Source organism: Neobacillus canaveralius (assembly GCF_047237705.1).
Lineage (GTDB): Bacteria > Bacillota > Bacilli > Bacillales > Cytobacillaceae > Neobacillus > Neobacillus niacini_K.
In genome coordinates this window covers 4,603,369-4,621,243 of the sequence record NZ_JBDFLL010000001.1, presented here as the reverse complement: position 1 = coordinate 4,621,243, position 17,875 = coordinate 4,603,369, and the positions used below count along the sequence as shown (strand labels likewise).

The 17,875-nt window shown below is 36.5% G+C and carries 24 protein-coding genes; 18 read left to right on the top strand and 6 right to left on the bottom strand.

Going from position 1 to position 17,875, the window contains the following annotated elements:
* Positions 1-69 precede the first annotated feature (69 nt).
* Positions 70-1,104, top strand: a complete 1,035-nt coding sequence (locus tag ABC255_RS22540; RefSeq protein WP_412997009.1) for a CAP domain-containing protein — start codon at positions 70-72, stop codon at positions 1,102-1,104.
* A 42-nt stretch (positions 1,105-1,146) separates the two neighbouring features.
* On the opposite strand, the gene ABC255_RS22535 is transcribed toward ABC255_RS22540, so the two are convergent.
* Together ABC255_RS22535 and ABC255_RS22530 are read right to left on the bottom strand one after the other, a co-directional pair.
* Positions 1,147-1,509, bottom strand: coding sequence for a hypothetical protein (locus ABC255_RS22535; RefSeq protein WP_412997008.1), 363 nt, complete (start codon positions 1,507-1,509; stop codon positions 1,147-1,149).
* A 17-nt stretch (positions 1,510-1,526) separates the two neighbouring features.
* Positions 1,527-2,015: a PaaI family thioesterase gene (locus tag ABC255_RS22530; RefSeq protein ID WP_412997006.1), complete on the bottom strand. Its 489-nt coding sequence runs from the start codon at positions 2,013-2,015 to the stop codon at positions 1,527-1,529.
* A gap of 137 nt (positions 2,016-2,152) precedes the next feature.
* On the opposite strand from ABC255_RS22530, the gene ABC255_RS22525 reads away from it, so the two are divergent.
* From ABC255_RS22525 to ABC255_RS22505, 5 genes are all read left to right on the top strand, one after another.
* A complete protein-coding gene (locus ABC255_RS22525) occupies positions 2,153-2,548 on the top strand; it encodes a YlbD family protein (protein ID WP_412997005.1) in 396 nt (131 codons plus the stop codon).
* An 18-nt stretch (positions 2,549-2,566) separates the two neighbouring features.
* Positions 2,567-2,806: a YlbE-like family protein gene (locus tag ABC255_RS22520; RefSeq protein WP_335533378.1), complete on the top strand. Its 240-nt coding sequence runs from the start codon at positions 2,567-2,569 to the stop codon at positions 2,804-2,806.
* Positions 2,807-2,906: 100 nt separating this feature from the next.
* Complete coding sequence (locus ABC255_RS22515) at positions 2,907-3,293, top strand: hypothetical protein (protein WP_412997003.1); 387 nt, start codon at positions 2,907-2,909, stop codon at positions 3,291-3,293.
* 60 nt (positions 3,294-3,353) lie between these two features.
* Positions 3,354-3,797: a YlbF/YmcA family competence regulator gene (locus ABC255_RS22510; RefSeq protein WP_412997002.1), complete on the top strand. Its 444-nt coding sequence runs from the start codon at positions 3,354-3,356 to the stop codon at positions 3,795-3,797.
* A 482-nt stretch (positions 3,798-4,279) separates the two neighbouring features.
* Positions 4,280-4,555, top strand: coding sequence for a YlbG family protein (locus tag ABC255_RS22505; RefSeq protein ID WP_045515404.1), 276 nt, complete (start codon positions 4,280-4,282; stop codon positions 4,553-4,555).
* 38 nt (positions 4,556-4,593) lie between these two features.
* On the opposite strand, the gene ABC255_RS22500 is transcribed toward ABC255_RS22505, so the two are convergent.
* Positions 4,594-4,983 (bottom strand): DUF7147 family protein, encoded by a 390-nt coding sequence (locus ABC255_RS22500; protein WP_335533383.1) that lies wholly within the window; start codon positions 4,981-4,983, stop codon positions 4,594-4,596.
* A gap of 366 nt (positions 4,984-5,349) precedes the next feature.
* Here ABC255_RS22500 and rsmD point away from each other — a divergent pair, with 366 nt between their 5' ends.
* Entirely contained in the window at positions 5,350-5,910 is a 561-nt protein-coding gene (gene rsmD, locus ABC255_RS22495) for a 16S rRNA (guanine(966)-N(2))-methyltransferase RsmD (protein ID WP_412997000.1), read from the top strand.
* Positions 5,911-5,923: 13 nt separating this feature from the next.
* Complete coding sequence (gene coaD, locus ABC255_RS22490) at positions 5,924-6,406, top strand: pantetheine-phosphate adenylyltransferase (RefSeq protein ID WP_179597371.1); 483 nt, start codon at positions 5,924-5,926, stop codon at positions 6,404-6,406.
* A 37-nt stretch (positions 6,407-6,443) separates the two neighbouring features.
* Here coaD and ylbJ read toward each other — a convergent pair whose 3' ends face one another.
* A complete protein-coding gene (gene ylbJ, locus ABC255_RS22485; protein WP_412996998.1) occupies positions 6,444-7,661 on the bottom strand; it encodes a sporulation integral membrane protein YlbJ in 1,218 nt (405 codons plus the stop codon).
* A gap of 215 nt (positions 7,662-7,876) precedes the next feature.
* Here ylbJ and ABC255_RS22480 point away from each other — a divergent pair, with 215 nt between their 5' ends.
* Positions 7,877-8,665 carry a patatin-like phospholipase family protein gene (locus ABC255_RS22480; protein ID WP_412996996.1) on the top strand — a complete coding sequence of 263 codons (789 nt, stop codon included), beginning with the start codon at positions 7,877-7,879 and terminating at the stop codon, positions 8,663-8,665.
* The gene (locus tag ABC255_RS22475) at positions 8,662-9,681 is read left to right on the top strand and encodes a SepM family pheromone-processing serine protease (RefSeq protein ID WP_412996995.1); all 1,020 of its coding nucleotides are present in this window, start codon (positions 8,662-8,664) and stop codon (positions 9,679-9,681) included. The genes ABC255_RS22480 and ABC255_RS22475 overlap by 4 nt, the downstream gene beginning before the upstream one ends.
* 29 nt (positions 9,682-9,710) lie before the next feature.
* On the opposite strand, the gene ABC255_RS22470 is transcribed toward ABC255_RS22475, so the two are convergent.
* On the bottom strand, positions 9,711-10,928 hold the full coding sequence (locus ABC255_RS22470; RefSeq protein ID WP_412996994.1) for a nucleotidyltransferase: 1,218 nt from the start codon (positions 10,926-10,928) through the stop codon (positions 9,711-9,713).
* A gap of 258 nt (positions 10,929-11,186) precedes the next feature.
* Between ABC255_RS22470 and ABC255_RS22465 the strand changes: the two genes are divergently transcribed.
* The 4 genes from ABC255_RS22465 (at position 11,187) to ABC255_RS22450 (ending at position 13,545) form a co-directional block, all read left to right on the top strand.
* Positions 11,187-11,714: a YceD family protein gene (locus ABC255_RS22465; RefSeq protein WP_335533395.1), complete on the top strand. Its 528-nt coding sequence runs from the start codon at positions 11,187-11,189 to the stop codon at positions 11,712-11,714.
* Positions 11,715-11,796: 82 nt separating this feature from the next.
* Positions 11,797-11,970, top strand: a complete 174-nt coding sequence (gene rpmF / locus ABC255_RS22460) for a 50S ribosomal protein L32 (protein WP_063251584.1) — start codon at positions 11,797-11,799, stop codon at positions 11,968-11,970.
* Positions 11,971-12,075: 105 nt separating this feature from the next.
* Entirely contained in the window at positions 12,076-12,840 is a 765-nt protein-coding gene (locus ABC255_RS22455) for an enoyl-CoA hydratase/isomerase family protein (RefSeq protein WP_412996993.1), read from the top strand.
* 81 nt (positions 12,841-12,921) lie between these two features.
* Complete coding sequence (locus ABC255_RS22450) at positions 12,922-13,545, top strand: RsfA family transcriptional regulator (RefSeq protein ID WP_335533398.1); 624 nt, start codon at positions 12,922-12,924, stop codon at positions 13,543-13,545.
* A 30-nt stretch (positions 13,546-13,575) separates the two neighbouring features.
* On the opposite strand, the gene ABC255_RS22445 is transcribed toward ABC255_RS22450, so the two are convergent.
* Positions 13,576-14,052 carry an N-acetyltransferase gene (locus ABC255_RS22445; protein ID WP_412996992.1) on the bottom strand — a complete coding sequence of 159 codons (477 nt, stop codon included), beginning with the start codon at positions 14,050-14,052 and terminating at the stop codon, positions 13,576-13,578.
* Positions 14,053-14,220: 168 nt separating this feature from the next.
* Here ABC255_RS22445 and ABC255_RS22440 point away from each other — a divergent pair, with 168 nt between their 5' ends.
* From ABC255_RS22440 to mraZ, 4 genes are all read left to right on the top strand, one after another.
* Positions 14,221-15,126, top strand: a complete 906-nt coding sequence (locus ABC255_RS22440) for a 2-dehydropantoate 2-reductase (RefSeq protein ID WP_412996990.1) — start codon at positions 14,221-14,223, stop codon at positions 15,124-15,126.
* Entirely contained in the window at positions 15,123-15,515 is a 393-nt protein-coding gene (locus ABC255_RS22435) for a DUF3397 domain-containing protein (protein ID WP_412996989.1), read from the top strand. Before ABC255_RS22440 ends, ABC255_RS22435 begins: the two co-directional genes overlap by 4 nt.
* 79 nt (positions 15,516-15,594) lie before the next feature.
* Positions 15,595-17,229, top strand: a complete 1,635-nt coding sequence (gene bshC / locus ABC255_RS22430) for a bacillithiol biosynthesis cysteine-adding enzyme BshC (protein WP_412996988.1) — start codon at positions 15,595-15,597, stop codon at positions 17,227-17,229.
* A 187-nt stretch (positions 17,230-17,416) separates the two neighbouring features.
* Positions 17,417-17,848 carry a division/cell wall cluster transcriptional repressor MraZ gene (gene mraZ, locus ABC255_RS22425; RefSeq protein WP_335532880.1) on the top strand — a complete coding sequence of 144 codons (432 nt, stop codon included), beginning with the start codon at positions 17,417-17,419 and terminating at the stop codon, positions 17,846-17,848.
* The last annotated feature ends 27 nt before the right edge of the window (positions 17,849-17,875 follow it).

Sequence of the window (17,875 nt, the reverse complement as noted above, 5' to 3'; positions counted from 1 at the left end):
GAAAAGTAATAGAGAGGGTGAATACATCTGCGTACTCTCTTCAGAATTCTCATCCTAGCGTCAATTTTCGTGACTATTGGTTTCTATGCAAGTGTAAATGAAAATGACGATAATGAAGCTTTAATAACTGATGATCAGACGTTAGAAATAAATGAATCATTATATCAAAATCAGGAAAACGGTGCCAAAGAGAAAACAACTGCTGAACGTCCAACAAGTGGTATGGGCTTACTTCTTGGTCAAGATCTTGCTTACTTAAAAGGTATATTAGGTGAACCGCAAAGAATAGATGAATCCTTGTATGGTTACCAATGGTATATATATAATATTGACTACTCACAATATGTACAGGTTGGGGTAGAAAATAATAAAGTAGTGACAGTATATGCAATAGGAGAGAGTGTGGATGTTTCTCCCTTTAAAATTGGACAGTCAATTGAGGAAATCTTTAATACACAGTCTATTGATACAAATATAGATATAGAATATAAGGGGAACTCATATCGTTTTGAATTGAATGATACAGATTTAAATCTTCGTCCATTAATTAAATTGGGTGATGTTTTCGTCCAATTATATATTGATAAATTTACTGGAAGTCTCTCCAGTGTCCGATTTTTGAATGATGAAACTTTAATTAAACAACGACCTTATGAATTAGGATATACAGGGGAATTAATTGAAGTAGCAGAGCCAACGGAAGATGTATGGCGATTGATTGAAGAAGGGACAGAGAAGGAAATACTTGATATAACCAATGTTATGCGACTAAGGCATAATGTAAAGTCGCTAGAATGGGATCAAGAAACCTCAGAAGTCGCCTATAGCCACAGTAAGGATATGTCAGATAGCAACGACTTTTCCCATACTTCTAAGAAATTTGGCAGTCTTTCCGATAGATTAGAGGCTGCAAACGTTGCGTATAAATCTGCTGGTGAAAATATTGCCGCTAATTACCCGGATGGACCTGCAGTAGCAGAAGGCTGGTTAAATAGTAAAGGGCACCGTGAGTCCTTATTAAACGATGAATTTACCCATCTAGGTGTTGGAGTCTATCAAAAATATTATACACAAAACTTTATCCGAAAAAATTATGAACAATAGCCAATAAAGGTAAAAAGGTGACAATTTGTCACCTTTTTATCTTTAATCTTTATTTACAATTTCATATTCATTAAAGTGGAAATGGTTTCCTTCCCAGGAGCCATATATTCGTATTACTTCGCCAATTGAAAAGGTGTCGAGTTCAATATTGTTTGTAAGAGGGATTATTTTTTTTGCTTTTATTAATTTCGTTTCTGTATGCAGTGTTAATTCATATACCAGTATATAGCGATGATAATAAAATCGTTGTTTCTCTCGGTTAATACTTCTAATTTCACCAGTTAGGGCAGCTTCTTTTTTTACTTCAGCTGCTGCCAGCCATTTACTATCATTTAATTTCATCTCTTTTCTAGTTATCCAATAGAAATAAAGACAAATTATCGGGACTACAACCGCGGTAACCATTTTGTACCTTCTTCCACCTATTTTTCAATGATAAAAAATGTTCCTGTTGCATGAGCTATTTTCTTACCATCTGTACGGAAAGCCTCTCCTGAAATCACAACTGTCTTGGTTCCATGATGGATGATTTCTGCTTTACAGCGGAGGGTATCTCCTAACCCAGGGGCGATGTAATGAATATTTAATTGATTCGTCACAGCTCCATACCCTTCTGGAAGGATGGCATTTATTGCTGTCCCCATGGCTGTATCAAGTATGGTAGCAGTGATTCCGCCGTGTACAATGCCTAATGAATTATTCCAAAGACTATTTAATGGTACTATGATTTCACACGTTTTCTTTTCGCTGTCTATTTTTCTCTCAAACTGAAGCAGTCCATCAATATACTGCATGTACTTTTTATCAATCGACTTTTCAAAACCCTCTAATAAGTGTGCAAGGGCACCTAAATCCTCTTCTGACCCTTTTTCAATACAAATGCCTAATAATTGCTGTAACCTGTCTTTCATCCGGAATCCCTCTCTCGTTTCTAGTTCTGAAGACATCTTACCACAAAAAAACAATTTTCACAGTAAGTGGATTTTCACCATTTTGGATTTAAAACATATCGTATAATAGGCATTGATTTGGGCAGGAGTGAAGATATATGCAAAAAAATTTACATCCTTCCGTGATAAAATTTAAAGAGTTTGTGAAAAATAACCCGGCTTTAATTATGGAAGTACGAAATGGAAATTCCACCTGGCAGGAATTATATGAGGATTGGTATCTGCTCGGAGAAGAGGATAATCGCTGGGAAACTATTGGAGTTAAACCAAGCCCTAATCCTGAAAAGGATGATGATAAAAAAACAGACTGGATTTCAACAATCCTAGGGACCGTGCAGAAAATGGATCCTAATCAAATTCAGCATTATATCAATAGCTTAAGTCAGGCGTTAGGGGCGATACAAGGGGTAATATCTCAATTTCAAGGCAGTCAGCCAAAGCAGGTCAACCAAAAAATCGAACACAAACATCCGTTTTCATTTCGTAAAGACTAATAGAAGGGAACATTTTTCATGAGAAGAGATGTACTTGAATATTTAAATCGTCAAAAAGACCTAAAGAAATTCATACGCGAACAGCCGCTTTGGTACCGAAAGCTTTCAAGGAATCCCTATGATTTGCAGACATTAGAAATTGCCTCGCTTCATTACTATAAAAAAACAATTCCTCACCAAGTGGAAAAATTCACAAATAATGTACAAATGGCATCGATGATGTTTTATATGCTGCAGTCAATGAAGGACCAGAGTTGAAGATAGACCACATGCAATGTGGTCTTTTTTAATGGAAAAACAGAGTTTAGAGTAAAAAAAATAAAGGAGGCGAACAATACAGTAAAAAGGAGTGATGATTTTGAAAAGGTACATAGAAATAACGCTTCTCTCTATATTTTTTGTAGGTATCCTTTCAGGGTTCCAGGAGTCAACTGTCTTAGCAAAGGTTAGTGAGTATTCAGAAAAAACTCCGTCATTACATGTTCAATCCAGAACCAAAGGTAATAATGTATTTGTAGAGTGTGTCTTATCTGGAATCAGTTTTCGGCAATCCGAGCAAAATGACCGAAAAGTAGGGAAGTTAGTAATTTGGCTGGATGGTAAAAGAACGAAAGAAGTAAACACAGCTGCCTTTATTATTAAGGGTCTACCCCCAGGGGAACATAGTGTTAAGCTTGAAGTTGTTGACTTAAAAAACGTACCGTACGGAGTCACGCAGGAATTCTTGGTAAATATCCCTAAGTGACAGTTTATTTCACTTTCTACATACATTCATGTTAAAATGTGAGTGGAGGTGTGGGCGTACATGCTTGCTACATCAGATAGAATAGAACTTTTAGAATATGCAGAGCAATTAGCACAAATGGTATTAGAATCGGATATTGTTGAACAATATCAAATTTGCCTATATAAAATGCAGAACAATAAGGAAACACAAGAAAAAATACGCCGATTTGTAAATCTTAAAGAGCTTTATGAAGAGGTACAGCGCTTTGGTAAATACCACCCAGACTACAAAAGGGTGATGAGCCAAATTCGCGAAAACAAACGGGATATGGATTTAGATCCACATGTTGCTGAGTTTAAATTAGCGGAAAATGACCTGCAAAGTCTGCTCGATGAAATTAGTATGTTCGTTGGCGGTGCTGTTTCCAAACACATAAAAGTGCCTTCTGGAAATCCATTTTTCGATACAGGTTCTCATGGTTCAGGCTGTGGCGGCGGAGGGAGCTGCAGTTGTTCCGCCTAAGGTAATCGGCTTAATTTACATTAAGCCGATTTTTCTATCTTTTTAACCGTGTACAATCGATACATAGGTTTCCGCAGCAGAACATTTTTTCTTGAGGTACATAAAACCGGTGACGATACACAAAAAGCACACCATCCTGTCGAACAAATATGGTTTCGCTGTGCAATCGGTTACTTTTTATTGCGGCTACAGAACATTTTTTTATGATCGCCTCAAGAGTTAGCTGAGATAATTCGGGGGCAATGCTGATGTATAAAAACGGAATTCCTGCTACTTTTCTCCAATAGGCACTCTTAACACCCTTATTTAGAGTGAGTTTTAGAATAAACAGTTGCCAAATAGGCTCTAAATCCATATGAATCACCATTATCCTTTGGTGTTTTCGTTTATTTTAGACATCGTCAGAAAAGTTTGAATTGAAAAAGAGTGTTTTACTATGCTAGACTTATTAAAATGATGGTTTATTGAAGGGGAAAACAAGTATGTTCGTACAAAGACAAGGATTGGTTATTTGGCTCTATTCCTTAAAGCAAGCTAAGATGTTAAGACGTTTTGGGAATGTTCATTACGTTTCAAAAAAATTAAAATATGTTGTACTTTATTGTAATCAAGATGAACTTGAAGTGATTATGGAAAAAATAAATTCCTTTTCATTTGTTAAGAAAGTAGAACCGTCATATAAACCTTTCTTAAAGATGGAATTTGAAAATGCAGCACCAGATAAAGCAAAAGAATATGATTATAAGATGGGTATATAATAAAAAAGCGGAAGTGCCGATAGGCGCTTCCGCTTTTGTCAATGGAGAGGCTTAATATAATGATTTAATCTTAAAATTGCGATTAGGTGCTGGTAGTATAGTTCTTTTTCATGGAAGATGGAAGAAGGTTTAACAGATAGTTGAATAATCTGCTTGCCAAGTTCCTCTGCAGTCTGTTGAAATAAATCATATCTTTTATTTGGTGTGAAGTTTGGATTCGGGATTCCCTCACGGCAGATATAAAGCGCTTGGAATTTACCAGGATCTGTGAGCTGTAACACGACTGCTAAAGAAGTCACCTGCTTTTCATTCTTTATAGTGTGGAATGCCATCATATGGAGAAGCCGGTGCTGATTGGACTTAGCTAGTTCAAGCAGCTCATATAAATCTGAATAACCCTCACCTAATTCAATAAAGCGTTGTATCACAGATAACTCTCCTTTGTTTAAGAATTCATTCCCATACTTTATCATATTTTTGGATATAATACTTCAACGAAAAGAAAAAAACCCTGCAGATATAAATCTGCAGGGTCCTTCTACATCCTCATAAAGGATAGAAGGCAAAGGGAGAGGAGAAACCGGAGGAAGAACTTATGGGGAAACGTAAGTCTTCTCCGCGGTTGGCAACAACATCCTCGAATTGATGTTGTTAGTTACATTATCTCCACATCTAACTAGCTTATACGTATTTAAAATAATTTTTCTGAAATAATCGAACAAGTTGGCTAGTTTATGCAATTATGTTAGGATATTCTTAAAAATAGAATACTGGGAAAATTGTGGTGATAACTATTGAGAGTTGTTTCAGGTATTTGTAAAGGAAGACCATTAAAAGCTGTTCCCGGAAATACAACGAGACCGACAACGGATAAAGTAAAAGAAGCTTTATTTAATATGATTGGACCCTATTTTGACGGTGGATCAGGTTTGGATCTTTTTGCTGGCAGCGGCGGGTTAGGGCTGGAAGCCTTAAGCAGAGGTTTAGATAAAGTTATTTTTGTCGATCGAGAGGCAAAAGCAATTCAAACGATTCATGAGAATATCCAAAACTGCAAGATGGAGGATAAGGCAGAAGTTTATCGGAATGACGCTGACAGAGCATTAAAAGCCCTAATAAAAAGGGAGATTCATTTTGATTACATATTTTTAGATCCGCCTTATAAAAAGCAGCAGCTGGTCAGTTTAGTAGAAAAAATATCAGAACATAGGCTAGTAACAAACGGCGGTTTCATTATCTGCGAACATAGTCATGATGTTGTACTGCCAGAGAGAGCAGGGGGATTTTCACGGTATAAGCAAGAGAAATATGGAATTATTGCGATTACAATTTATTCGCGATTTAGTGAGGAATAAGGAGGAGTCTTTTGTGGCTAGTATTGCCGTTTGTCCTGGGAGTTTCGATCCAATCACGTATGGACATTTAGATATCATCAGAAGAGGTGCAAAGGTATTTGATAAGGTCTATGTAAGTGTTATGAACAATTCATCAAAGAATCCGCTATTTAGTGTCGAGGAGCGGATAAAACTTATAAAAGAAGTGACAAAGGATCTTCCAAATGTGACGGTGGATGAACATTCTGGACTTCTAGTCGATTATGCGAAGTCAGTTAAGGCAAATGCTATCATTCGCGGCTTACGTGCCGTCTCAGATTTTGAATATGAAATGCAAATAACATCCATGAACAGAGTGCTCAATGACGAGATTGAAACCTTCTTTATCATGACCAACAGTCAATACTCATTCTTAAGCTCTAGTATTGTTAAAGAAGTATCAAAGTACAATGGAAATATTTCAGAGCTCGTACCACCAATTGTAGAAGAAGCATTAAACAAGAAATTTAATCGATGAAAGTAAAAAAGCCTTGCTGCCAAGGCTTTTTTTTATGCTAATAACTTTTACGTAATTGATTATATAGTAACAATACATATATCATCAGTGAAATAATCGTTATCAGTGGACCAGCTTCTGTTAATTTATGAAAAAAAATTTGCGGCCATGTACCTTCACCAAAAACGTTAACAGGGATCGCATTAGATGGTTCTTCTGTTTGATAAAACCGAACATAAATTGGTTTCCATAATAGTAAAGCAAAAAGACTCGCAAATAGCCCCTGGGCGATTCTTGCAAAAAAGAAGGGTTTAAATCGGATGTCAGTCTGTGCCAAAATACTTGCAACCTGGGCTTGAACACTAAACCCGCTAAATCCTAAGATAAAGCTCGTAACAATCGCTTGCTGAAGCAAAGTGGCGTCTCCAACGCGGCTTGTTAAGTCGCTCCCAAGCGTAATTTCAAATAAACCTGAAATAAATGGAATGCTGAGCATATCAGGGAGTGAAAGGGTGGAAAATAGAATATCAAAACCTCTTGCAAGCGCAGCCGTAATATGTAGATGAAACAGCAGCTTGTTGATTACTGAAAATAAAATAATGAATCCTCCAACCATTAACAAAGTTTGAATAGAAGAATTTACAGCGTCACCAAGAAGTTTGCCGATTGGCCGCTTGTCTTCCATTCTAGTTTGATGCAATGCAGAAAAGGCTGACATTAGAATAAATTTATTTTCCTTGTCCTTTTTCTTATCTGGGGTTTCATTCCCATAAAACCGCATCATTAGCCCAACACAAATATTCCCCAAATAATGGGCTAATGCTAAAATGACTCCTAATTGCGGGTTATGGAAAAAACCAACGGCTACAGCACCGAAGATAAATAATGGGTTAGAGGAATTAGTGAAGGAAGCAAGCCTTTCTGCTTCAATTTGTGACAGCTGACCTTCCTGACGGAGTCTTGCGGACAGCTTAGCCCCTGCAGGAAATCCAGAAGCCATTCCCATTGCCCAAACAAATCCTCCAACCCCTGGAACTCGGAAAAGGGGTCTCATGAGCGGCTCTAATAACACTCCAATAAACTTAACTACGCCGAAACCAATTAGCATTTCTGAAACGATAAAAAACGGCAGTAAAGATGGAAAAACTATTTCCCACCACATCGTAAGTCCACGGAGAGATGCTTCAAAAGATTCCTTCGGAAAAGCGATCATGGAACCAGCTAAAATAATCACAGCTATAGATAGAAAGATTGTTTTTAATTTTGAGTTAAACAATGAGTATCCTCCTTTCCGAGGGTTTTGTTATACTGTATAAATAAAAAATGTTAAAATAAGGATTACTAACTCTTTATAAATTCGGCCTTGTCCCCATATAACACAAATATACTCATAGAACGCTAATTTAGACCATAAGATTGAACGAGATTTCTCCTACCAAATTGTATAGCGTCATAAAGCTTTTACAGCTTATGAAAAGGGAGGGAACAGATATGGAGCGTCCTAAAGTAGGATTAGCGCTTGGTTCCGGCGGAGCACGGGGTTTTGCTCATTTAGGGGTTATTAAAGTCTTGAAGGATGCAGGAATTCCCATAGATTTAATTGCAGGAAGCAGTATGGGAGCACTTGTTGGCAGTTTCTATGGGGCAGGGATTGACCTGGATCGTTTATATAAATTATCAACTGCATTTAAACGGAAGTATTTTTTAGATTTTACCGTTCCAAAAATGGGGTTTATTGCCGGGAAACGAGTAAAGGAATTCATTAGAGTGTTTACCCATGGTAAAAATATCGAAGAATTATCTATCCCAATAGGAATCGTTGCAACCGATTTACTTACAGGTGAGAAAGTTGTATTTAAACAAGGACCTGTTGCTGAAGCTGTCAGAGCGAGTATAGCGATACCAGGAATTTTTGTACCTGAAAAATATAATGGGAGAATCTTAGTGGATGGCGGTGTGTCAGATAGGGTTCCAGTATCGGTGGTGAAAGAAATGGGAGCGGATATTGTAATTGCGGTTGACGTATCTAGAGTGAAGAGGAACGCTGAAATCACTTCTATATACGACGTAATTATGCAAAGTATAGATATCATGCAAACTGAAATTATTAGTTATCGTGAGATTGCTTCGGATATCATGATTCGACCGCCTGTTGAGGTATATAGCTCCCGTGCATTTACGAATATTGAAGAAATTATCGCGCTAGGAGAAGAAGAAGGTAAGAAACATTTAGATTTAATAAAAAAGGTTATAAAGGAATGGAAGGGGCAGGGCTTTTGAGAAGCAAAATATTTATAGGGTCTTCCATTGTTATTGCATTGATGATGATTGCAGGGATCTTTTTTTCATTACCTTATTATGTTTCGAAACCAGGTATAGCTAAAGAATTAGCACCCATTATACAAGTTGCAGATGGTACCGAGGGAAAGGGAAGCTTTATGCTGACAACAGTGAGGATGGGAAGAGCAAATATTTATTCTTATGTTGAAGCTAAACTCTTTGATTATGTTGAACTCTACCCAGTGGAAGCTATACTACACGAAACGGAAACACAAGATGAGTATAACGCGAGACAGCTGCATATGATGGCAGGTTCCAAGTTAAATGCCATTGAAGTGGCATATAAAAAAGCAGGATACCCTGTTGAATACCTATACAAAGGGGTATACGTTGTTCAGGTAGTCCCTGACATGCCCGCAAATGGAAAATTACTTTCTGGTGATCGAATCACTCAGGTAGATGGACAAGATTTTCCCTCCTCTGAAAGTTTTATCGAGTATGTGGGTAAAAAAAAGGCAGGCGATCAAGTAGAATTAACCATTACCAGGGAAGATAAAACAAAAACAGTCAAAGTAAGTGTTGAGCCGTTTAAGGATGATCCAAAGAAGATTGGCATCGGGATTTCTTTAGTTGATGATAAGGAAATTATCGTTAATCCTAAAGTTACGGTTAAGACTGATGAAATCGGTGGACCTTCTGCCGGATTAATGTTTTCTCTGGAAATCTATGATCAATTAATGGAGGAGGACTTTACGAAAGGGTACAAAATTGCTGGAACGGGAACAATCGACCCAGAAGGAAGTGTTGGACCAATTGGAGGAATTGATCAAAAAATAGTGGCTGCAGACAAGGCAGGAGCAGAGATTTTCTTTGCCCCGAATGAAAAAGGCAGCAAGGATTCCAATTACAAACTAGCAGTGAAGACAGCCCAGGAGATTGATTCAAAAATGGAGATTGTTCCGGTGGATGTTATAGATGACGCTATTAATTATTTGCAAAAGTTACCAATGAAATAAGAAAATGGTGCCTCCGTGGCACCATTTTCTTATTCTATATAAATAGGTGGTTGTTTATATTCCTGATGTAATAAGTGATCCCTAGTTTGGTTCCCAATCCCGAAGGAATAAACTCTTGAAGCCCTAATATCTAATAAGATTTCATTTTCCTTATATGCAGATAGTTTAGAAACGAGTGGTAGAGAAAATTGAGATTTATACTTATTCAAGTAATCTTTTCCATTCTTTGTCATTCCCAACAGCCGTAAATAAGAAGGTGTCTCTGACATGCTTTTCATATCAGTCTTTTTTGTATTGGTTAAGATATGAACACAAATTCTTTGAAGCCTTGTCCAAGTGTAGCGTTTCGTTTTTATCTTTTGCATAAATCCCTTGAAAGTAGTGGAATCTAGTGCCGCTGTTAATAAACGATGCTCGATTCCTTCTTCAACCTCATAAACTTCTCTTAATTCTTCAGGATTCATATGCAACAAGCGAAAGCGTAAATAGCCCCAGTAATTTTCCCATTCGTGGAATTGTCCGTATACAGCTAAGTATTCTTTCAAAAGGGTGCTCGTGGCATCTGGGACATATTGTTCAATCGAGCTATTTCCTTTTTTACCGGCAAACAATGCTTTCCTTATGCTTGTGGCACTAGCGATGGTCTCTGTGGCAAAATGCTCGTCATGGTAATCCGCATTTTTTCTTTTTACCGTGAGAGGAAGGATTGAATTTTTTTGCTGCATTATAGATTTCACATAATGAAAACCAAGAATATTATTCGGTTTATCTAAATTTAAAATATTTTCAGGGCTTGACAATGATTGAAAAGACAACGATAATGCTTTAGGGTAACTAACACCTGATTTTATATTCATTTTAATCTTTTCATCAAAATGCTCTTTATGTGTATCCAAATAATCAACCGTTTCGACGAAGGATGATATATCGCCGCTTTCGCTGCCAAAGCAAAGTGAATGGCAGCCAATCGCATCTAAAATGGAAACAGCACCATTTGCGAATGTTTCTGCCTTTTGTGTTGCAAAACGATAAGGGAGTTCTAGGACAATATCAACGCCATTTAGCAGAGCCATCTTTGTACGATACCATTTAGAAATAAGAGCAGGCTCACCACGTTGAAGGAAATTCCCACTCATAACGGCTATTGCTAAATCAGCTTGTGCTAAATCCTTTGCAGCCTGAAGATGATAGGCATGACCATTATGAAAAGGGTTATATTCGACAATTACACCAACAGCTTTCATCATTAAAGTTCTCCTTATTAGTTTGAAATCATCGTAATTATTATGGTAATCGTATTATAGCAAAAATTGCCATAATAAGATAATTGGCTACGATATTGAGCAGTTGGGACTGTAATTTGATTTAACTGGGTAAACTAATATGAAGAGGTTATTTTTAGAAAAATAGTAAAATGAAAAATCGCATTTTAGGTGTAAAGAAAAAACATTGACAAAAATTTAATCGAAGGCTATAATTACCTTTGTTGCCTTGGGGTGATTCAATTGAAATGGACATTAAGCCAATTACAAAAATATCGAAACAAGGATTTTCTGATTGATGATACGATTAGAGTTGATGAAATTATTGAAACGGATCCATCGATTCGTGAAGTATCTCCGATGCATATTACAGGTCGGGGTGACATTGATTCAACAAAAGTAACATTTCATTTGAAAATAGAAGGTTATTTAATCCTGCCTTGTTCTCGTACTTTAGTGGATGTAAAACTTCCGATTAATGTCGACACAACTGAAACTTTTCTCTTACAAGGTTCAGAATATGAAACTGAAGAGGAAGTATATCAAGTAAAAGGGGAAGTAATTGATTTAATGCCAGTCATTAGAGAAATCCTTTTACTAGAAGTTCCAATGCAGGTATTCTGTGAGGATGTTAATCATGAAGATGCTGCACCACAATCCGGTAAGGACTGGGAAGTTGTTCATGATCAAGATCAATCCAAGAAGATTGATCCAAGACTAGCAAGTCTTGCAAAGTTTTTTGACAAAAACAATTCTTCTTCCGAATCATAATCTAGAAAACAAGAAGCAAAGTGAAGAACCAGCATTCCTGGCCTTCATTACTTTCTTAATACTCTTTAAGGAGGTGGGAAGAATGGCTGTACCTTTTAGAAGGACTTCTAAAACTGTAAAAAGAAAACGTCGTACACATTTTAAATTAAACGTACCTGGTATGGTAAGCTGCCCAAACTGTGGTGAAATGAAACTTTCACACCGCGTATGTAAAGCTTGCGGAACATACAAGGGAAAAGACGTTGTTAACGACTAATTTCCGTTAGGATAAAAAGCACAAGGAGCAGTATGCCCTTGTGCTTTTGTCGTTTTCAAGTAATATTACATATTCACATCTATTCAGGGTAAGGGGGACACTTGGTTGTCGTTTTCCATTGAGAAACGTGAAAAGGGTTATTTATTATTTACAATCACTAGAAGCGAAAAAAGAAATGCCGTTAATTATGATGTCATGCAGGGGCTAACAGAGGCTATCTCTTTAATGAATGATCCAACTATTAAGGCGCTTGTCATTACCGGGGAAGGTGATCAGGCTTTTTGTTCAGGGGGAGATTTATCTGTTTTTCACCAACTCCAGACAAAGGAAGAAGCATATGGAATGCTTTCAAAAATGTCCCACATTCTTTATTCACTGGCGACACTAACAAAGCCAACGATTGCTCTATTAAATGGTACAGCCGTTGGTGGCGGGTGTGAGCTGGCTGCTGCTTGTGATTTTCGTTTAGCGAGAGAAGGAATAAGAGCTGGATTTGTACAAGGTAAACAAGCTATCACCACTGGTTGGGGCGGGGGAACGATATTATCAGAAAAACTACCAGCGGCACGCAGTATGATGCTTTTAATGGAAGCTGAAATCCAAACTGCTGAATATTTAAAAGAAGCGGGCTTTATCGATCAAGTTTATTCGAATAATTACATTAGTGCGTGCGAGACCTTTATGGAGAAGCTTTTAGCGGTTGATTTAAAGGTCTTAGAATCATATAAAATGATGTGGATTTTAAAATGGGAAGAAAACAAGCTGAGAGAAAGAATAGAAAAAGAAGTAAGAAATTGTAGTGTCCTATGGGAAAGTGAGTCACATCATGAGTATGTCCAAAATTTTATTAGTAAAAAAATGCAGAAATAAGTTTTAAGACAATCTGTTATCAGTCTATCTTTTCTAGTAGATGCATATGTATGAATAAAAACACTAGGAGGGATTTGACTTATGTCACCAACTCGCCAAGATGCATGGTCCCAAGATGAAGATTTATTGCTTGCTGAAGTTGTGTTAAGACATATTCGCGAAGGTGGGACACAGCTTCAAGCATTTGAGGAAGTTGGAAAACAGCTTTCTCGTACTTCTGCTGCATGCGGGTTTCGTTGGAACTCATTTGTTAGGAAGCAGTATAAATCAGGAATTGAACTGGCTAAAAAACAGAGGAAGGAATTAAAAAAACAAAGTATTCCGACGGATAAGGAGATAACAAAAGAGGTTGTAGCTGAAGAAACTCCATCCTCAGGTGAAGCTAGGAGTGAAGGTATAACATTTCAAGCAGTTGTTCACTTCCTAGAAAGTCTACAAAAGCAAGCAGCAGCTGCTTCAAGCATCGAAGAAGCAAAAGAAAAGTCCATCAAAAAAATTAAAGAACTTGAAAAGAAATCTTATTCGCTTGCAGCTGAAAATGAAAGATTAGCAAAAAATTTAAAAGCTATTGAAGAGGACTATCGCTCGTTAATTGAAATTATGGAAAGAGCTAGAAAAATGGTCGTCTTACAAGAAGAAGATCGACAGCAAAAAGTAAAATTCCAGATGGATAAAAACGGAAATCTTGAAAGAGTGGAAAAATAGTAAAAGCGGACATTATGTCCGCTTTTTGCGTTATTCATTATGCTGTGCTTCTACACCTTCAGGATACCATACGAGTGGATTCTCACCACGGTCACGCTCCATATCGTATTCAACATTTGTAAAGCTCATGTGCTCCCAAAAACTTCTTGATTGTACTCTTGGGTTTGTTTTAATTGGTAGGCCGAAGCTTTTAGCGAACTCTACAAGTTGTTTCCCATAGCCCTTACCTTGATAATCAGGTAATACCTCAAGTTTCCATAATTCTAGATAATTTTGTGAAGGATAGAAATACCTGTCAAACTTAGCGTCAATTTGATATAGACTCATTCGAGCTACTAGTTTGTCTCCAAAATAGATTCCATAAAAAGGAGAGTCGATATCATTATCAATCATATTTGCTTCTAAATCTTCAATCATGGAGAGTTCTTGAATGCCATATTCTTTAAATTTTTTAAATTCTTCTAATGTTTTAAAATTAATTTTTAATTTTTCAACTTTCAACACCATTTAAGCTCCCCCTAAGAAATGAATTAATATCATTATATAACAAAGATACAAAAAATTCTTTATATATCCCTTGGAAAGCGTTTTATTTCTTTTTAAGGACAATCATACACACTGGGCGCAGCATCTGATAAAATATAATATAAAAAAGACAATAAATGGGTGGGTATCGTGAAAATTGGCATTATTGGGGCTGGTTCTATTGGATTATTATTTGCAGCAAATTTAAGCAAGGCTTTTTCTGTCACGCTTTATACCAAAACAAGCGAACAGGCAGAAATGATTAATAAAAACGGTATATACCTGCAAGATGGCGCTACACACAGCAGAGTTAGTATCCATGCCCTTCCCGTTTCAAAATGGACTGGTTTAGAAGAATTAACTATCATAGCTGTAAAACAATACCAACTTCATTCTATTATTCATCAGATAACGAGTTTGGAGTGTATACCTCATAACCTATTATTTTTACAAAATGGCATGAGTCATTTGAAATTACTTAAAAATATTCCTGCGACTAATATTTTTGTTGGATCCATTGAGCATGGGGCCAGTAAAATTAATACATACAGTGTTTCTCACAATGGGAAAGGGGCTATTAATGTTGCTCCTTTTAAAGGTGGTATTGAAATAATAAAGGAGTTTGGTGAGCTTTGCGCAGCAATTGATTTCCCAATTACCTTGAAAGATGATTTTTATAATATGTTGATAAATAAATTAATTGCAAATGCAGTCATTAATCCTTTAACTGCCATCCTTCAAATCAAAAATGGTGAATTAATTACCAACACTTTTTATTTTGCTGCTGTGAAAAAACTATTTCTAGAAATCTCTTTTATTCTAAACCTAGAAGACCCTATTAAAAGATTTAGAGATGTCCTCCGAATTTGTAAAAAAACTGGCCATAACCGCTCATCTATGTTGAAAGACCTGGAGGAAGGAAGAAGGACCGAAATTGACGCAATACTAGGCTTTTTAATAGAGGAGGCTCAGGTTCAACGAAAAACCGCAACTAACATTGAAAGCTACTATTATTTAATTAAAGGGAAAGAAAAGGATCGGAGGGGAGTTAATTGAATTCATTTATCTCATCAATTATTACCATTTTCTTAACCGTACCTCTTCTCGGTTTTTTTATCATTTATGTATTGAATAAGCTGATAACAAAAAACACTCGAAGGTCATTTCATAAAGCGTTGGATTACTCAACGATTCTCTTTATAGTGGCTGTCCATTTTTTGTTAATAACCATTTGGGGTAAATCGTTTTTTGGTCTAATTTTGCTAATTTTACTTGTGATTGCAATGATATTTGTCGTAATACATTGGAAGATAAAAGGAGAAATTATATTTACTAAGGTTTTTAAAGGGTTTTGGCGATTTAATTTTCTTATCTTCTTTTTAGCCTATATATCCCTAACTGTATTTGGCATACTGCGAAGTGCATTAACTTTTACATTTTCTTAAGCAAAGATTTTTTTTATTAGGGTGGATAATGCTATACTCATATGGAATGAATATGGTTGATTAGAAAGGAAGTACTTAAATGGAGATTTTAAATCTCTCATTGTCAGCTACGAATCGATTTGCTTCTAATTATCTAGAACAATCCTCTGATATTCTGCCTTTTTTCCATTATCGGTTTAATGACTTTGCCGAAGATCAGAAGAGGTTAGACGAATTAAGCAATCGACACTTTCCTCGCGAAAAAGTAGCTGGTCACATAGAGAAATTTATGGAACGTTTTCCATCATCAGAAGCAGTGGAAAATTCACTTGCAAAACTAAAACAATTGAATAGTGTAGTGGTTATTGGCGGTCAACAAGCAGGTATCCTTACGGGACCTCTTTATTCGATACATAAGATCATCTCCATTATTAAATTAGCAGAGGAAAAAGAGAGGCAACTTGGTGTACCTGTCATTCCTGTATTCTGGATAGCTGGGGAAGACCATGATTTCCATGAAGTAAATCATGTGTTTATGACGGGTAACCATAGAGTAGACAAATGGTCATACCCTGAAAAGGTTAAACAGAAGAAAATGGTCTCAGATATCGCCCTTAACAAAGACGTTTGCAGACAATGGGTCATTAATGTAATTGAAAACTTCGGTGAGACCAATCATACCAAGGAGCTAATCAACTTTGCAGAAAAGGCATTGCGCAATTCCTCAACGTTTGTTGATTTCTTTGCTAACATTGTAATGGAGCTCTTTAAGGATTATGGCTTGTTAATTGTCGATTCAGGTAATCGCAATTTTCGTCTCTTGCAAACAGAGCAATTTGTTCAACAAATTGAGCAACACAGAGAAATTACCAATCATTTACTTGAACAGCAAAGTATTATAGGTAAAATGGAATATCCGATCACAATCGATTCAAATGAAAAAGCGGCAAACTTGTTTTATTACAATCCAAAATCAAATGAACGAATTTTGCTTGAATTTGATTCAGAAAGTAATACTTTTGTGGGGAAAAGTGGAGTTGTTTCCTTTACAAAGGAAGAACTAATCGAAATCGCCTATCAGGACCCAGCAAAACTTAGTAATAATGTGGTGACGCGGCCATTAATGCAAGAGTGGCTATTCCCAACACTGGCATTTATTGCTGGACCTGGAGAAATCTCTTATTGGGCTGAATTAAAGCTTGTTTTTGAGCATTTTAAAATAAAACTGCCTCCTATTGTTCCAAGGTTAAACATAACCTTGGTGGAGAGAGCGGTTGAAAGTGATATCCATGAGCTAAACTTAGAACTATTCCAGGTGTTGAGCAGGGGAACGGGAGAGGAAAAAGACCAATATCTAGAGTCAATTAAGGATATAGAAGTATCTGAGCTATTTTCCACCCTGAAATCCCAGCTATTAAAGCAGTATGAACTGATTGAGATGAAAACCGACCAACTTGATAGAAGTCTGCTGCCGCTTGTAAAGAAAAATGAAACCTATTTATTAAAACAGATTGGATTTATGGAGACGAAGCTGGAGGAATCTGTAAAATCAAAGTTCGATGTAATTATAAGTAAGTTTAATCGTATCGATTTATCATTACGGCCTGATGGATTTCCGCAAGAGCGAGTTTGGAACATTTTCTATTATTTAAATCTGTATGGAACAAGTTTTATTAAAGAAATAATGGAACTTGAGTTTGTATTTGATGGAAAGCACAAAGTAATAAAACTATAAAGAAACTTCACCCCAGGTGAAGTTTCTTTTTTTTTGAGGAACTTCACCGGGGTGAAGGTCTATTTTTTTTTATAGAAATTTACTGATAAAAAAGGATTTAAGGATATAAGAAAAGAATAATTAAAAAATAGGTGGAGGAAAGTGGGGGAATGTGGTACATTTTAAATAGAAAGTGGGGGTACCGGGTATGTTTATGGGTGAATACCATCATAGCATTGATAATAAGGGCCGGATGATTGTGCCTTCTAAATTCCGCGAAGAGCTTGGAGAAATGTTTATCATCACACGCGGTTTGGATCAATGTCTGTTTGGTTACCCATTATCAGAGTGGACGCTTATAGAAGAAAAACTTAAAGGCCTCCCCCTGACAAAAAAAGACGCCCGTGCATTTACCCGATTTTTCTTTTCCGGTGCAACAGAGAGTGAACTCGATAAACAAGGAAGAATAAATATTCCAGCACCATTACTTCAGTATGCAAAACTAGAAAAAGAATGTGTAGTTTTAGGAGTATCCAATCGAATTGAAATTTGGAGCAAACAAATTTGGGAAGACTATTTCTTAGAGTCTGAAGAATCTTTTGCCGAAATTGCAGAAAATATGATTGGTTTTGATATATAATGGACAAGTTATTCTATTATAACTCCG